Source organism: Corynebacterium sp. H113 (genome assembly GCF_037572315.1).
Classification (GTDB): domain Bacteria; phylum Actinomycetota; class Actinomycetes; order Mycobacteriales; family Mycobacteriaceae; genus Corynebacterium.
Genome location: NZ_JBBHKZ010000003.1, coordinates 32,125 through 47,204 on the forward strand (window position 1 = coordinate 32,125; position 15,080 = coordinate 47,204).

Annotated in this window: 20 protein-coding genes and 1 tRNA gene; 13 read left to right on the top strand and 8 right to left on the bottom strand. The window is 57.0% G+C overall.

The window, feature by feature from the left end; translation table 11 throughout:
* The first annotated feature begins 13 nt into the window (after positions 1 to 13).
* The gene (gcvT, locus tag WG938_RS06725) at positions 14 to 1,192 is read left to right on the top strand and encodes a glycine cleavage system aminomethyltransferase GcvT (RefSeq protein WP_339978965.1); all 1,179 of its coding nucleotides are present in this window, start codon (positions 14 to 16) and stop codon (positions 1,190 to 1,192) included.
* Positions 1,193 to 1,266: 74 nt separating this feature from the next.
* Here the strand turns inward: gcvT and WG938_RS06730 are convergent, their stop codons facing one another.
* The 6 genes from WG938_RS06730 to WG938_RS06755 form a co-directional block, all read right to left on the bottom strand.
* A complete protein-coding gene (locus tag WG938_RS06730; protein WP_339978967.1) occupies positions 1,267 to 2,028 on the bottom strand; it encodes a hypothetical protein in 762 nt (253 codons plus the stop codon).
* Positions 2,029 to 2,231: 203 nt separating this feature from the next.
* A complete protein-coding gene (locus WG938_RS06735) occupies positions 2,232 to 2,567 on the bottom strand; it encodes a hypothetical protein (RefSeq protein ID WP_339978970.1) in 336 nt (111 codons plus the stop codon).
* 199 nt (positions 2,568 to 2,766) lie between these two features.
* Positions 2,767 to 3,630, bottom strand: coding sequence for a 4,5-DOPA dioxygenase extradiol (ygiD, locus tag WG938_RS06740; RefSeq protein ID WP_339978972.1), 864 nt, complete (start codon positions 3,628 to 3,630; stop codon positions 2,767 to 2,769).
* A 326-nt stretch (positions 3,631 to 3,956) separates the two neighbouring features.
* Complete coding sequence (locus tag WG938_RS06745; RefSeq protein WP_339978975.1) at positions 3,957 to 5,033, bottom strand: tyrosine-type recombinase/integrase; 1,077 nt, start codon at positions 5,031 to 5,033, stop codon at positions 3,957 to 3,959.
* A 454-nt stretch (positions 5,034 to 5,487) separates the two neighbouring features.
* Positions 5,488 to 5,874: an ImmA/IrrE family metallo-endopeptidase gene (locus WG938_RS06750; RefSeq protein ID WP_339978978.1), complete on the bottom strand. Its 387-nt coding sequence runs from the start codon at positions 5,872 to 5,874 to the stop codon at positions 5,488 to 5,490.
* Positions 5,864 to 6,295: a hypothetical protein gene (locus WG938_RS06755; protein ID WP_339978980.1), complete on the bottom strand. Its 432-nt coding sequence runs from the start codon at positions 6,293 to 6,295 to the stop codon at positions 5,864 to 5,866. Before WG938_RS06755 ends, WG938_RS06750 begins: the two co-directional genes overlap by 11 nt.
* Positions 6,296 to 6,449: 154 nt before the next feature.
* Here WG938_RS06755 and WG938_RS06760 point away from each other — a divergent pair, with 154 nt between their 5' ends.
* Together WG938_RS06760 and WG938_RS06765 are read left to right on the top strand one after the other, a co-directional pair.
* Entirely contained in the window at positions 6,450 to 6,689 is a 240-nt protein-coding gene (locus tag WG938_RS06760) for a hypothetical protein (protein ID WP_339978982.1), read from the top strand.
* A gap of 332 nt (positions 6,690 to 7,021) precedes the next feature.
* A tRNA-Arg gene (locus tag WG938_RS06765) sits at positions 7,022 to 7,098 on the top strand.
* A gap of 244 nt (positions 7,099 to 7,342) precedes the next feature.
* On the opposite strand, the gene WG938_RS06770 is transcribed toward WG938_RS06765, so the two are convergent.
* Positions 7,343 to 7,993: a hypothetical protein gene (locus tag WG938_RS06770; RefSeq protein ID WP_339978985.1), complete on the bottom strand. Its 651-nt coding sequence runs from the start codon at positions 7,991 to 7,993 to the stop codon at positions 7,343 to 7,345.
* 101 nt (positions 7,994 to 8,094) lie between these two features.
* Here WG938_RS06770 and WG938_RS06775 point away from each other — a divergent pair, with 101 nt between their 5' ends.
* From WG938_RS06775 to WG938_RS06810, 8 genes are all read left to right on the top strand, one after another.
* On the top strand, positions 8,095 to 8,301 hold the full coding sequence (locus WG938_RS06775; RefSeq protein WP_339978987.1) for a helix-turn-helix domain-containing protein: 207 nt from the start codon (positions 8,095 to 8,097) through the stop codon (positions 8,299 to 8,301).
* A 193-nt stretch (positions 8,302 to 8,494) separates the two neighbouring features.
* Positions 8,495 to 8,683 carry a hypothetical protein gene (locus tag WG938_RS06780; protein WP_339978989.1) on the top strand — a complete coding sequence of 63 codons (189 nt, stop codon included), beginning with the start codon at positions 8,495 to 8,497 and terminating at the stop codon, positions 8,681 to 8,683.
* 192 nt (positions 8,684 to 8,875) lie between these two features.
* Complete coding sequence (locus WG938_RS06785) at positions 8,876 to 9,085, top strand: hypothetical protein (protein WP_339978991.1); 210 nt, start codon at positions 8,876 to 8,878, stop codon at positions 9,083 to 9,085.
* Complete coding sequence (locus WG938_RS06790; protein ID WP_339978993.1) at positions 9,082 to 9,273, top strand: hypothetical protein; 192 nt, start codon at positions 9,082 to 9,084, stop codon at positions 9,271 to 9,273. The genes WG938_RS06785 and WG938_RS06790 overlap by 4 nt, the downstream gene beginning before the upstream one ends.
* A complete protein-coding gene (locus tag WG938_RS06795) occupies positions 9,260 to 9,403 on the top strand; it encodes a hypothetical protein (RefSeq protein ID WP_339978995.1) in 144 nt (47 codons plus the stop codon). Before WG938_RS06790 ends, WG938_RS06795 begins: the two co-directional genes overlap by 14 nt.
* A 9-nt stretch (positions 9,404 to 9,412) precedes the next feature.
* The gene (locus tag WG938_RS06800; protein ID WP_339978997.1) at positions 9,413 to 9,877 is read left to right on the top strand and encodes a hypothetical protein; all 465 of its coding nucleotides are present in this window, start codon (positions 9,413 to 9,415) and stop codon (positions 9,875 to 9,877) included.
* The gene (locus WG938_RS06805; RefSeq protein ID WP_339978999.1) at positions 9,874 to 11,418 is read left to right on the top strand and encodes a DUF2800 domain-containing protein; all 1,545 of its coding nucleotides are present in this window, start codon (positions 9,874 to 9,876) and stop codon (positions 11,416 to 11,418) included. The genes WG938_RS06800 and WG938_RS06805 overlap by 4 nt, the downstream gene beginning before the upstream one ends.
* A gap of 39 nt (positions 11,419 to 11,457) precedes the next feature.
* A complete protein-coding gene (locus tag WG938_RS06810) occupies positions 11,458 to 11,811 on the top strand; it encodes a hypothetical protein (protein WP_339979001.1) in 354 nt (117 codons plus the stop codon).
* A gap of 135 nt (positions 11,812 to 11,946) precedes the next feature.
* Here the strand turns inward: WG938_RS06810 and WG938_RS06815 are convergent, their stop codons facing one another.
* Positions 11,947 to 12,246, bottom strand: coding sequence for a hypothetical protein (locus WG938_RS06815; RefSeq protein ID WP_339979004.1), 300 nt, complete (start codon positions 12,244 to 12,246; stop codon positions 11,947 to 11,949).
* A 20-nt stretch (positions 12,247 to 12,266) separates the two neighbouring features.
* Here WG938_RS06815 and WG938_RS06820 point away from each other — a divergent pair, with 20 nt between their 5' ends.
* Both WG938_RS06820 and WG938_RS06825 read left to right on the top strand, forming a co-directional pair.
* A complete protein-coding gene (locus WG938_RS06820; protein WP_339979006.1) occupies positions 12,267 to 12,806 on the top strand; it encodes a DUF2815 family protein in 540 nt (179 codons plus the stop codon).
* A gap of 107 nt (positions 12,807 to 12,913) precedes the next feature.
* On the top strand, positions 12,914 to 14,881 hold the full coding sequence (locus WG938_RS06825) for a DNA polymerase (protein WP_339979008.1): 1,968 nt from the start codon (positions 12,914 to 12,916) through the stop codon (positions 14,879 to 14,881).
* Positions 14,882 to 15,080 lie beyond the last annotated feature (199 nt).

The following is a 15,080-nucleotide window of genomic DNA, read 5'->3' on the forward strand; positions in this document are numbered from 1 at the left end:
AGTTCAGATACCCATGACTGACGCACAAAAGGTGTCCGCATCTGAGGAGCCTCGCCGTAGCGTTCTGCACGACGAGCACGTGGCTCTTGGTGCCGAGATGCGCAACATTGGTGGTTACTTGGTTCCTATGAAGTACTCGTCCGAACTGCAAGAACACTGTGCAGTTCGCGAGGCGGTCGGTGTCTTCGACCTGTCATTGATGGGCGTTATTAAGGTCACAGGCCCAGATGCTCCGTCATTCTTGGCGCACACGCTGATCTCTGCGATTAAGCCACTTGCCCTGGGTAAAGCCAAGTACACAATGATCGTTCAGGAAGACGGTGGCATCATCGATGACCTGATCATTTACCGTCTGGGTGTCGAAGAGTTCATGCTTGTCCAGAATGCTGGCAACTTCGATGATGTTCTGGCGACCTTGCGTGAGCGCGTCGGTGGCTACGACGTTTCCATCGAAGATGGCTCGCGAACTAACTCCGTGATTGCAATTCAGGGGCCGAAGGCTGCGAAGTTGATGCGTCGCGTGGTGCCACAGGATTCGCACGCAACCCTGGATGCACTGCGGTACTACTCCTGTACTCACCTCGAAGTGGCAGGCGTCGAAATGATCGTTGCTCGCACCGGCTACACGGGCGAGGATGGCTTTGAAGTTTTCCCTCCAGTTGATCAGGCCGTCAGCGTATGGCGTGCACTTCTCGCTGCTGGCGGAGACTTCGACAGCCCAGAGGATGCAGCTGATAACGGCAAGCCACTTGGAGTCTTGCCATGCGGTCTTGCCTGCCGTGACACGCTTCGTCTCGAGGCCGGCATGCCACTCTACGGTTACGAACTGACTCGTGATCGCACCCCGCTGGAAGCAGGCTTGAAGTCTGTGATGGGCCCAACGAAGGGGCACTTCATTGGTCGTAACGCTCTGTTCAACAAGCCTGATCCGCAGGAGACTCTCGTCGGAGTGAAGATCTCCGGCGATGTTGATGCTGCATCCGGTGCTGAGCTGCGCAACGCTGATGGTGAGAAGGTGGGCGCAATTACCTCGTCGAAGGTATCGCCAACTTTGGAATACCCAATTGGTTTTGCGTATGTGTCTCGATGGGAGTCGTCGGCAGGTACCGAGCTCAAGGTCACCATCAATGACAAGGAAGAAACCGCTACCGTTGTGCCAACCCCGTTCTACAACCGGAAGTTGCGCAAGTAGTTCTTACTGACAGTTCGTACTGAAGAACGCAGCAGAAAGGCCCAGTAGGTGAAACTACTGGGCCTTATGGCGTTCTATGAAGTTTTTCGCGACGGGGCGAATTCTACCGCTGACTGCTGGCCAGCCTGCTTCTTCGCCTGGCCTGGTGCCATAGGGCTCATCGGCTGGTTGGTTTCCGGAGCGAACAACGGAGCGCTTACTGGAGACTCAATTTCTGCAGAGTCCCTATTGTCATCGCTGTTGCCGGTGTCAGGTTTCACGCCGTTGTTGTCCCCGTTGTTTCCATTGCCGTTATCACGCCCGTTGCCATTTCCTGGGCGATCATCGGAGTCATTCGTATCCGTTGGCGCGCTGGTAGATGGTGTCTCTGGCGGAATCGGGGAGTACGGCGCGTCCGCATCTTCTGGCGATGAGCCCGGCGCCTGTGGCACCAATGTCGATGCGTCTTCTGCCACCGACCACACTGGCGCTCCCGCTACGAGTCGACACTGCAAGTACTGGCCGCTGACTGCGCGGCTACGTTCGCCTTCTTGCCCCGGGCAGGACTGTCCAATTCGTGGAATGCCCGCACCGCTTTGCGACGGTGCCGGCGAGGGCTTCTCGTCTTCGTGTTCCTCAGCTGCGGTGGAGCTTGCAGAGTCGTCGGAAAGCTTTTCCGATGATGGCTGTGAGCTTTCGGAGCGAGTAGAAGTGCTAACAGAATCTGACGTTGAGGTCTTAGTGGAATTCTCGGTAATGCTGCCGTTACCGAAGCTGCCACAACCTGTAAGAAGCATGCCAGCGCACATGGTGACGATGGCAATGCGTGATGCAGTGCCACGGTGTGTGAGCGCCATGAGCGAGCTTCCTTCCTGCCTGAAACTAATCAGCAGGGCGAATAATAACAGGCTTGAGCGTTACTTATCCAGCGAGTGCGTCACATATGCAAAAATCCTCGTGCGAAAGCCTTCACACGAGGATACTTCTGGGTTATTCAGTCCCAGTAGTTCACTTTTCTTTTGAAGCGTCGTTTTCTGGGACTTATTCAGCTAATGCAGTCTTAGACGATGCCGTCCATGCGACGATTGCTGCGCTCCCGCTCGGCAGCGGCTTCTTCCTTCAGCTTGTCTGCAATCTTCTCGAGCTCTACGTCGAAAACATCGTCGCGGTCCTTCAGCGACATGTTGCCGTCGATCTCGCCCAAGTTGGCAGCGAAACGCTGGTTAAGGAACAGGTTGCACGCTGCAACGAGCTGCTTAGCGTCGTAGAAGTTCAGCAGCAGGATGGTTTCGTTATTCTCATCCTGGAGGGAAAGGCGCAGCGAACCGTCGATATCAACGAGGCGTGCGAAAACCTTTCGTCCTTCAAGATCGGTGAAAGTTGGCTTCAGGGACATAAGGTGTCCTTTCATTGCAGGTTGCGACAGTGGGCGAAAACAGAATCGCCGTTACTTCGAGGTTAGTCGCATTTGGTCAAGCAGGTTTTGTAGCCGAACACTGTAACCCCTCATTGGGGGATATTGGCGGTGTTATCAGTGCAAATGCTGCATGACCGGGCATTTTCGATGTTTGGGCACCTTTCATCTGGGGTCGTTTTTAGTCGAAAAGGCCGTAGCTTGTCATCGATAGCGATCCCATCGTGCGCGCGTAGTTGAACACTTCTGGCTTCTTGTCGCTCATCGTTGTGGCTCCTGCGATATGCAGCGCTGGCAAGAAGTGGTCGGGGGTCGGGACTGCCCGCTGGAAGTAGGCATGTTCGGTGAGGGAGGGGATTGACGACGGGTCGTCGTGAAGTAGATCGTGGAATGATTCGTCGAATGCGTCGGCCCACTTCTCGCCTGCAGGTTGCTTCCAATTGACGGCGGAGAGGTTGTGGACGACGTTGCCGGAGCCGAGGATGAGGATGCCTTGGTCGCGAAGTGCGTTCAGGCGGGTGGCGAGTGCTAGGTGTTCGTCCATGGAAGCCGTCGCGTCTACGGATAGCTGGATGACGGGCACATTGGCCTCAGGGAATAGGTGGACCAGCACGGACCAGGTGCCGTGGTCGAGACCCCAGCTGGCTTCGTCGGGAAGTACTGCTGTGGGTTTTGCAATCTCGGTAACAGCTTCGGCGAACGCGGGGGCGCCGGGGGCCGGGTAGTTAATGGCTGAAAGTTCGGGTGGGAAACCCCAGAAGTCATGGATTGTCTTGGGGGTGTGCATCGCGGTGACAGCGGTGCCCTTTGTGTACCAGTGTGCAGAAACTGCGAGGATTGCCTTGGGGGTTCCGTGCTCCCGACGAATGCGTTCACCGAGCTTTCGCCAGGTCGTAGTGAATTCGTTGACCTGCAGCGCGTTCATTGGGGAGCCGTGGCCGATAAAGAGGCTTGGCTGACGTGGGTTAATGATGGTGGAGTCTGAGGGGTATGCGGAGCTCTGGACTGGGTTGGAAGAGTTACCGATTGCTTCATTGGTTGACATGTCAACAATGATAGTTGGTAGTGCTGGTAAAAGCTAGTGGGGTGGCGGGGGTTGGGCAGATTCACGTCTGAGGGGCTGATTATCAGGGTTGGAGATCCCCAAAGAGGGGAAGGCGAGCAAGCAATAGTCAGCGCAAGCGAGAACAACCGGTGTCGACCTGTAGGAGCATTGTTGGACCCACGAGTACCGGCTGAATGCGAGTACCGGCTGAAAAACTCGATTTGGAACGTGGCGACAAAAGCGTCGAAGGAATCCGAACCTTATTAGTTGTGCCCCAGAGAGGAATCGACTCTATCGGGCTAAGTCTACTGCCAGCGAAAACACCACTATTTGGCCGAATTCCACGACATTTCCACGACATCTGATAGCTGATCATCAAAAAGATGCGCATACGTATCCAACGTCAACTTCACCGACTGGTGTCCCAGCTGCCGAGCCACCAACGTCACTGGAGCGCCTGACGCCACCAACATCGACGCTGCCGTATGCCTCAAATCATGAGGCGAAATATCAGGGAAGTCAGGATCTGCAGCACGGCACCGATCCACTGCAGAGTGGAACCACGACCGGCGAGACGGCGTGGTCAGATACCCACCCTTGGTATTGGCCCACACCAGCGCGCCGGGCAGCTTCCCGCGAACGTCCTCCCGCATCGCCGAGCAGACGTGGCGGGGGATGCCGATGACGCGAGTCCTACCTGTTTTCGTCGATCCGACGGTAACGGCACCACCCACGGTCGATGCAGATTTGCTGATCGTTGCCCGACCCTTTTTCAGGTCTAGGTCACCAACAGTGAGTGCGGCTGCTTCACCCCAGCGAGCGCCCGTCCACCCGAGGAATAGCAGTAGTGACTGATACCGACGTGAGGCATCGACAAGCGATCGCAGCTGCGCTTCGGACAGCACGTACATCTTTTTGCCTTTTCGAGGTGGGAGCCGTACACCGTCGCAGGGGTTGGCTGAGACCATGCGGTATCGCACCGCGTCACCCATGAGTGACCGCAGGACGCCGTAGGCGCGATGCACAATCGTCGGTGACCGTTTGTCGGCCAAACCGTCGACCCACTCCTGCACATCAGCCGGATGCACCTTTGATACAGGGATGTGGCCCCAGCGTGGCTTCACGTGCACCCGCCATGATGCGTCCAGCGCTTTCATGGATGAGGCTGCTAGATGGTGCTGGGAGGCCTCCCATCCTGGCCATAGCGAGGACACGGCCGCGGATTCTACGGTTGGTGAAATCCACTGGCCGTCTCGGATCGTGGTGGCGTTTTTATCCGCCCACGCCTGTGCTTCGTCTTTGGTGCGGAATCCTTGTTTTGTGCGGCTTGTGCCGTCGGGTGCGCGGTACTGCACACGCCACCCGTAGCCCTTGGCTTTCTTATAGCGCTTAATCGACGCCATGTTGTTATCCTTTGTGTGCGCACGTTCCCCCGATTCGTGCGCGATCTCAGTGGTAGGGCGTGGGGCGCTTCCTTTTGTTGGCTGCTTCGGGGGAGCGCCCCACGCGGAAAATTCAACTAGCGGGTTTGAATGTCTACCTTGACCATGGCGTCCGTTTCCGAAGTGGGGCGAACGTTGCACGTGTAGTCAGACCGTAGAACCGCACCAAATCCGTTCTGAGAGTCTACGAATCCTGTGATCTTCCAGGAATCAGCGGTTTCTTCAGCTTCGAACTCCGTCAAGCCCTCGAACTCTGCAGTGGCTGGGGACGATAGACGTTCGCGAACCTGGTCATGACATAGGCTTCTCGCTTCAGTGCTGCTCCACCCTAAGAGGCTTTCATTTGCTGAATCTGTAGCTGACGAACATCCGGCGAGTGCGATAGATGCCACGAGCGTAAGCGCAGTAACTCTTTTCATTGTTTTTGTCTTTCGTAGGTCTGTTTCCAGACGTCCAATAATTCTTTTGTCACTCCGAGTTCGCGGGCGATCGCGCCGAGGTGTGGTCCGTGGATGCGTTCTGCTTGCTCGTAGTCGTGTTGTGTGATCAGCATTTGTGCTGCTGTCATGTTTGCTGCTCGTTCTGCCCTGGCGTCGAAGTGTGCGAGTCCGGTGTGGGTGTCTCCGGCGATTGCGTGCGCGATTTCGTGGGCGAGGGTGCAGCGGTAGTTAGCGGCTCGCAAGGATGTGTGCAGGCTGATGGTGCGTAGGTGGTGGCTGTACCAGCCTTTGGGTCCTTCGTCGTGGGTGGTGACGGTGACCCCGATTTGTTCTGCGAGCTCATGTAGCTCGTCAGTCGTCAAACTCCGTGTTCTCCTCCTCGTGATAGTCGCTTCCGTCGGCGACTGCGTCTAGAGGTCTATCACCCGTTTTGGATTGGCTAACGGGGAGTTCGAACACGTTTGCTTCTAGTTCAGTGTTTTCCGTCGGCCGTTGCTGTCGCAGGCGGTGGACGATTTCTTCTGCTAGTTCGAGGTCGTTGAACTCTGCTAGCGCGGTGCGGGTGTGGAATTCTCGGAGGTCTGCATTGGTGATGCACTTTGCGGCGAGTAGACCGTGGATTGGGTTGGCGTTGTAGCGTTCCGCGAGCTCGATGATGGTGCTCGCGGTGTCGCTTTTAAGTCGACGTTGGATGGTGGAGTGTGTCGTGTCTAGTGATTCGGCAATTGCTCGCCAGGACGCGCCATTGGTGATGGTTTTTACCCAATCGTTAAGTGTTTGCATATCACCGATGGTACATATTTAAGCCACCTTAAACAACTGTGACCTGCGTGGATTATAAATAAGCCAACCGAAAGCGGGGGTAGTGGTTGAACAATGAACCACGATGGCTTAAATTTAAGTCAGCACAGCGAAGGAATTACATGGAGGTGATTCAATGCACTACGCGATCAAGGTGAAGCGCGACGAGATGCGAAACCTGCAGAAGCTCACCCGCAAGAACGAGTCCGAGATGGCAACGGTGATCGGCGTCAGTCGCGGCACCTACCGGCGAGCGATGGATGGCGAGAACGTATCTGCCGCATTCGTCGCCGGGGCGTCACTTGGGTTCCGAGTCCCATTCGATGCGCTTTTTTACACTGCGGAGCTTCCCGGCTTGCAGGAGTCCGTGGCGTAATCCGTCACCGTGACGTAATTAGCCCATGTAGGTGATAGGCCTCCGTGGTTGTTCGACGCAACTAGTGGGCGCCAAGAATCGAACAAATGTTTGATTCTGTGTTATTTGAAAAACTCCATAAGCGGCAGCCGAGATTTACCATCGCGCCACAGCGAGCGACACCCAGTGACAGTGGGGAGTCCGCCACGACCTGACCGGCACGTAAGGACGAACAGTACGCGGGGCACAGGGTAGCGCCACCCCGCAGGTCAACCGGCCAGTCGCGCACAAAAAACCGCGCAGGAGTACTGGGGACAGACTTCTACCAACACCCACGCATCCCTGCGCGCCAAGCCCTCATAGCTCAGACGGACAGAGCAGCAGAACCCTAATCTGCAGGCCCCAGGTTCAAATCCTGGTGAGGGCACCAGCCACCATGGGGCGAACTTCCCCCAGTGTCGAGGTCATATACCTCGTATGCCCCACGGCGGCACCAGCTCGGCAAAGGCCACTATCCGGGTTCGAGTCCCGGCCCGAGCACCAGGGGCGTGTCACGCGTCGTCACGTACGAGCCGCGACGCAAAGCCCAGCCCACGACGCACACACCTTAGTGCCGAGGCTGACGCTGCACACCCCGACAAACACACAAACGAAAGGAGATAAACCGATGACAACTACCGAAATTCTGGTGGGATCGGCTGTAGTTCACCTAGTTTCTTGGACGGTTTACCTAGTGGCCAAGTTGGCAGATTTTGGGGACTGTACGGGCGGTTCTGCGTCTTACACCATTTCCCAAGACTAAAGCGACAAAGCTTGGGAAACCGATGGTGAAACAGCCTGAACCAAGCATGACGCAGAGGAGCCCACTTCCAATACTCAGAACTTCCAGTCTTCGAAAGACGAAAACGAACTGCTTGAGGGATCACCCCATGTCGGCCTTCCGTCGACCACGTTACGAACAAATACGCTTTTTTCTGCTGTTCGTGAGTTAAATCAAAACTCGCTGTCAACGAAGGGCTCGACGAATTGAAAGGCGAGGGTGCCTTTTCAAGCTTTCGGAACTCATCAGCGTACCGAAGCCAAAGCTCCAAGTTGTGACGTTCGCCAGGTCCTTCTAGCCATACGGTGACTTCCCAGGGAGAGTAATTGGGGCCGCCGTTGATGGAAAACACACTGCCGGAATCCGCCACTTTGACGTAGATACCGCCACCTCGGTTGAGCTGCCGATGGGCCAATGAAGTTTGCTTTGCCGCAAGCCATACAGCAAATGGCGAGGTTGCTGCACCTGCAATAGCTGCGACATTCGTAATGGTCTGGAGTTCCACAGATTCTACTTGCCCATTCAGTTGTCGATTAACCCGCCCCCGTGTCCAGCACCAACCAGAACACGGGGGCTTCACAACAACTACCCAAAAGGAGGTAGTCAATGAAAACACTAGCAGGGGAGACCTACCTCTCCCCGAAAGAAGTCGCTGAGCAAACCTGCTTCAGCGAGTGGACCATACAACAAGCCTGCCGACGCGGAGAACTCCGAGCCTTCCAGCGAGGCAAGTACGGACGTTGGAACATCCCAGCATCCGCAGTCCCAGCGTGGCTCGCAGGAAACGAAATCTACGGAGGCGACGCAGCATGACGTCTCAACTGTGGGGTGATAACCGCCTCTGCCAGCGACCAACCAGGCGTGAACGCCTACGCCAGGATCGCTACGAACAACGAATGAACAAGCTAATCACGGTGCTTCTCATACTTATTTTCACGATCATCCTCTGGGCTGGCATCGCTGGATCGTTCGTCTACCACGCCAGCCGATTGGCCGTGATGTAACCATGACCCTCACACGGCACCAAGCAAAAGCCCTACAGAACATCCGCTCTGGCTACGGCCCACTGGTGGCAGGCGTCCACATGGGCCTCCTCGAATCCCGACGCCTCGTCCACTGGGACGGCACAGGCTGGCGGATCACCACCACCGGCATGCAGGTACTCAACCAGTGGGAACTCGAGCATCGGGACTGACCAAGCTACAAATTCTTATCTTGCGCGCAGAGCTACGGCTACTGCGCTTTTTGCATAAAGGAGACACCCCATGAACGATGATTCGCGCATGGACCCAGACTTCCACCCAGGAAGTGCACAAGAACCCGGCACATGGACCTACCTCGCCGTTGTTGGGCTGATCCTCGCCCTGATTCTGGTGGTGGGATAGACATGGCAACACCAGTTGATATGCCTGGAGCCCTGGCAGCAACGCCCGCACCACCCGACCCATTCCAGCTCGAAGAAGCCCGACTGGAAGAGCTGAAGGTTCAGACCTACCGCGTGTACCAAACCTTCGTGAAGAAGGGCGTCACACCGGAGGCAGCCGTTGAACTTACCGACATTGTTTTGGACAGGTTCGATTGTGGGGTGCGCCCATGACCGTCAGCGTCGCCAGGCTCCGCCTGGAGTACCGGCAGCTTCGAGCACGCCTGACCCACAAAGGCTCCGTCGAGCGACTACGGGTCTTCGGCTATCGCCCCGACACCATCGAGGACATGCTCGGTGACACTGCCAGGCCAGATGACCCGTGGCCACGAGTGCCAGGAGGCCACGATGACTACGCCTGAGTACCCCAACGAGCGTGGCCCACAGCATCGGGACTACTGGAACGAGCCCACCAGCTGGGTCGTGCCGATGGGCTGCGGAAGCGGCCTCGCCCTCACCATTTTCTTCATCACTCTCATTTACTTCGCATAGGAGACCATCATGACTGTTCCAGTCACCCATTTGAAAAAGCTGCGGGATGCAGCAACCCAGGTTATTACCGGCATGGCAGAGATGCAGCAGGTGTTCCGCGAGATCGAGGGATTTGCCCTGGATTGGGCGGACGAGGCGGGGAACCTGGATGAGCCGTATGTAGTGCAGGCTTATCCGGAATATGTCGGAAACCCCGAACCAGCGCCGTCACCTGCGGTTGAACCTGTAAGTAATCCTGAACAGTTGCCAGAACCCGACCCACAACCAGAACCAGAACCAGAGCCAGAGCCACAGCCGGAGCCTGAGCAGACAGTCACGCTAGAGCAGGTGAGAGCAGCAATGGTAAAACTCGCCCGCACCCACAGCACACAAGCCGCAAAAACCATCCTCAGTGACCTCGGCTACACCAAACTCACCGACGTCCCCGCAGCAAAACTCGGAGACGTACTCGCAGCAGCGGAGACAGCCCAATGACCTACCAACGCAAATACCAAATGTTCCAACTCGACCAGCGCGACCCAGAAATACACACCGCCCTGGCCGACATCATCAAAGCCCACGGACTCACACACCTCCAAACCACCAGCGGAGACGTCGTGAAAATCCGTGGCGTCAACAAGAAGTCCGTTGCGATTGACAGCCCCAGCGCGCACTACACGCGCGTCGAGTTCCCTCGCATCGACTCACTCGGTGTCCTCGAAGGTGGTAACGAAGTGGATGAAGCGATTGAGTCGCTGAAGACCAAGGTTTCTGGAATAAGCATTAGCGTCAGCAAGAGTCCTGTAGCTGGGTCGGATCACGGCGTCGCTACTGCTGTGGAGGAAGCCGCAAAACGGTCTGGGGTACTCACCGAAGAAGGGGAGAAACCCCATCACGCCGAGCGAGCACACGCCCTACTATCCGCGTCCAGTGCACACCGCTGGTTGAATTGCCCACCATCAGCAGTACTGGCAGACCAGCAGCCGGCACCAGCGGACAGCCCGGCAGCAGCACAGGGAACAGCAGCCCACGAGCTGGCAGAGCATAAGCTCCGCAAGCACCTGAAACTCCGATCCACCTACCCGGCGAGTGACCTCATCGATGAGGAAATGCAGGAGCTCACCGACGACTACGTCACCTACGTGATGGAACAGTACGAAGAAGCCAGGCAGCGGTCGGCGGATGCACAAATCATGGTCGAACAGCGCTTGGACTTCTCGGACATTGTTCCGGACGGTTTCGGTACCGGTGACTGCATCATCATCTCCGATGGTGTCATGCATGTCATCGACCTGAAATATGGTCTCGGAGTTTTAGTGGATGCGGAAGACAACCCGCAGATGAAGCTCTACGCACTCGGCGCGATGAACCTGTTCGGCTACCTCTACGACGTATCCGAGGTCGCGATGACGATCTACCAGCCGCGCCGGGCGAACATCTCCACAGCCACCATCACGGTGGAGGAACTACAGCAGTGGGCTGCTGAGGTGGTGCAACCCACCGCAGCTCTTGCAGCCGAGGGTAAAGGCGAGTTTTCGGCAGGCGAGTGGTGCGGATTCTGCCCGATACGCGCGACCTGCCGGGCACGGGCGGAAAAGAACTTGGAGCTGGCGAAGATGGAGTTCGCTAAGCCTGCTGAGTTGTCTGAGTCGGAGATCGCTGAGGTGTTGAACCAGCTGCCGGAGTTGAAGAAGTGGGCGGGTGATGTTGAGAAGCACGCCTCGTCGATGGTGATTGACCACGGTAAGGAGTTGCCTGGTTTCAAGGTTGTTGCTGGCCGTTCGGTGCGTAAGTACTCGGATGTGGATGCGGTGGCTGTGGCTGCCCAGTCGGCTGGGTATGTGGATATTTACGACCGGAAGCTCATTGGTATCACCGCGATGGAGAAGCTGATGGGTAAGCCGACCTTCAACGAGGTGTTGGGGGAGTTGATCGTGAAGCCTGAGGGTAAGCCGACTCTGGTTCCGGTGTCTGATAGGCGCCCGGCCATTGAGGTGAAGACGAGTGCGTCGGATGACTTCGGAGATGCTGCATGACCCACCAACCACACCACATGGAAACAGGGAGGCCACCAAATGACACCGGAAGAAGCACAAAAACTACTCAACGGCACTGAGCCGGGGGGATGGTCGTTAGAAAGATACGACTATGTGCTGGTCCTTGAATCCAACGGGGAAACCATAGCTGTAGAGATAAACGAAGATGAAGCTCCGCTTATCGCCCATGCCCCTGAGTTGGCTGCGACTGTCGCGGGCATGGCCCCCGAATACGCAATTGAGGTAGACCCCTACAACTGCGGGGAATGGGAAAGGGTAACCGATTGGTACCCGAACCCTAAAATGACACACCCGGGGCGCGCCCTCCGAGACAAAGAGCGCGTCATCGTCCGGTATGTCACAAAGCCCCAACCACACAAGGAGGCCACGTGACCAAGCGTTTCACGCTCGCACCGCACGAGACACGAACCAACCCGCCTGACCCTGCCGATGACCCAAGACTCACACCCGGCTGGTCACCAACCACACCACATGGAAACAGGGAGGTGACACAGTGCGAACCCTCATCTACGCGATCACCAACACCATCGCCATAGCAGCTGGGATCCTCCACACACTCGTGAAAGGAAAACGGTGATCCACCCACCAACACTGCACGTCGAATACGGACTCATCATCCAAGGCGACAGCACTAAAGGCGAAGTCCTCTACGAAGGCGACGGCTACACCCACTGGTTCCCACCACAAGACGGGAAATCCAGCCTGGACCGCGCCGAAGAATGGCAACGCCAATACGAATCCCCGCTGAGGCGAACAACACTCATCGCTCGCCACGTCAGCGACCACTGGGAAGTACCCAACACTCATTCCTGAAAGGAAACATCATTATGTCCACTACTCGAGTAGTAACCGGCGAAGTTCGACTCTCCTACGCCAACGTATGGGAACCACGATCCATCAACGGATCTGACCCCAAGTTCTCCTGCAGCATCCTCATCCCAAAGAGCGACACCGCCACTATTGCCCGCATCGAAAAGGCCATCGACGCCGCGTTGCAGGAAGGCATCGGCAAGTTCGGCGGCAAGATGCCACCAAAGGGCAGCCTGAAGCTGCCACTGCGCGATGGTGACACCGAAAAGGACGATGAAGTCTACGCAGGCCACTACTTCATCAACGCCAACTCCAAAACCCAGCCACAGATCGTTGACGAGCAGGTACAGCCCATCATCGACCAGTCCGAGGTGTACTCCGGCTGCTACGGGCGGGTGAGCGTGAACTTCTACGCGTTCAACACCAACGGCAACCGTGGCGTGGCGTGCGGTCTGGGCAACATTCAGAAGCTCCGCGACGGTGAAGCCCTCGGTGGCGGCGTATCCGCTGAGGTGGACTTCGGTGCACCGCAGTCTGCAGGATACGACTTCCTGTAACCACCACCGCTAGTTAGTTCGGGGTTCTCCCCGGTGTGCCTTTTACGTACGCCAGGGGAGACCCGTCCCTTTTTATACCCAGTTATCCAGCGAAAAGACTTTTATACATGCGCCATTTAGCAATCGACATTGAGACGTTTTCCCACGTCCCGCTCGCCAGCAGTGGGGTGTACAAGTACGCCGAGCACGAAGACTTTATGGTTCTGCTGTTTGCCTACAGCGTTGATGATGGCCCTGTGCAGGTCGTTGACTTGGCGCAAGGGGAGCAGTTACCAACCGCGGTTCTCGATGCCTTAGCCGACCCGAATGTTATTAAGTACGCCTATAACGCGAACTTCGAACGGGTCTGCATCAGCGCCTACTTGCGAAGACACAGGCTACTCCCTCCCGGTGGCTTCCTCGACCCGGCAGGGTGGCAGTGCACCATGGTGTGGGCGTCCTACCTCGGGCTGCCACGCAGCCTGAAAGACGTCGGCACAGCGCTGAACCTTGAGCAGCAGAAAATGCGCGAAGGCCAGAACCTTATCCGCCTGTTCTGCACACCAAAGAAGCAGACTAAGGCTGAGGGGCTGTTCGGCAACTCGGGGCGCACGCTGCCAACCGACCAGCCGAACAAGTGGGGCGCGTTCATCGAATATTGCCGCCGAGACGTCGACGTCGAAACGCAGATCCGCCACCGACTCGCACCATTCCCACTCGACACCTGGTTGTGGGAGCAGTACTGGGATGACCAGCGCATCAATGACCGTGGAATCCGTATCGACGCGGAACTAGCAGCAGAGGCTATCGGAATCGACAATCGTCACCGCAGTGACTGCATGGCAGAAGCACAGCGCATCACCGGCCTGGATAATCCGAATAGTCCCACCCAGCTACTGGGGTGGCTCAACGACAATGGCTGCCCAATCACATCCATGGCCAAGGCGAACGTCACCGAAGCGCTCGCCACGGCAGATGGTGACGTCAAGCGTGTCCTCGAACTCCGACAAGAACTATCGCGTTCCAGCGTCAAGAAGTATGAAGCGATGCTCAACGCCCTATGCGATGACGGGCGGGCTCACGGACTCCTCCAGTTCTACGGCGCCGGTCGCACAGGACGATGGGCAGGCCGACTAGTGCAGGTCCAGAACCTTCCGCGCAATTACCTCGAGGATTTGGACACTGCCAGGGCACTGGTGAAAAACGCCGATGACGAGCTTCTACAAATGCTGTACGGCAGCATTCCAGACACGTTGTCGCAGTTGATCCGCACGGCGTTTGTTCCCACACCCGGACGCCGCTTCATCGTCGCTGACTACTCAGCTATCGAAGCCCGCGTGCTGGCCTGGCTCGCTGGGCAGACAGACACCCTGGACGCGTTCGAGCAGGGCAAAGACCTTTACTGTGTCACCGCATCAAAAATGTTCGGCGTACCAGTGGAGAAGCACGGCCCCAACGCAGAGATGCGCCAACTCGGCAAAGTCGCTGTTTTGGCGTGTGGATACCAAGGCGGGGTAGGGGCCATCAAAACGATGGGTGGGCAGCGCATGGGCATGTCCGAGCAGGAAATGCAGGACACGGTCACCAAGTGGCGTGACGCCAACCCTCACGTCGTTGACTACTGGTGGGCGGTTGATCAGGCAGCCAAGCAGGCTATCACCACTGGGCAGCCCCAACGCGTGCGCAGTATTCACCTGCAGGTGGATGCCGGCATCCTCTTCATCACCCTGCCGTCAGGCAGACGTCTCGCATACCCAGGGGCTGCGATCGGAGCCAACCGCTTCGGCGGAGAATCCATCACCTTCTACGGCCCCGGGCTTGGCGGCAAGTTTGCCCAGCAGGAAACCTACGGCGGGAAGTTGGTCGAGAACATCACCCAAGCTGTTGCCCGCGATCTACTAGCCCACGCCATCGGCCTACTCGAGCAAGCAGGCCACGAGATTGTGATGCACGTCCACGACGAAGTCGTTGTTGATTCCCCAGCGGCCACGAGTGTTGACACGATTTGCGACCTCATGTCGAACAACCCCACCTGGGCACTCGATATCCCATTGACCGCGGATGGGTACGAATGCGCCAGCTACCGAAAAGACTGATGAAAGGAACCACCTTGTGCGTTCTAGACATGACGGCCGGAGGTCGCACAATGTAGCTAGACAAAACGAGCACTAGCGTGACCTTCATTGATATACGAGCAGAAGCTGAACACTTTACCCCCGTCGCTGGCACGCCACTTGTCTAAAGGCTTTTGAAGAATACAATTGGATGTAGGATCTCACGTTTAAGACGTGAACC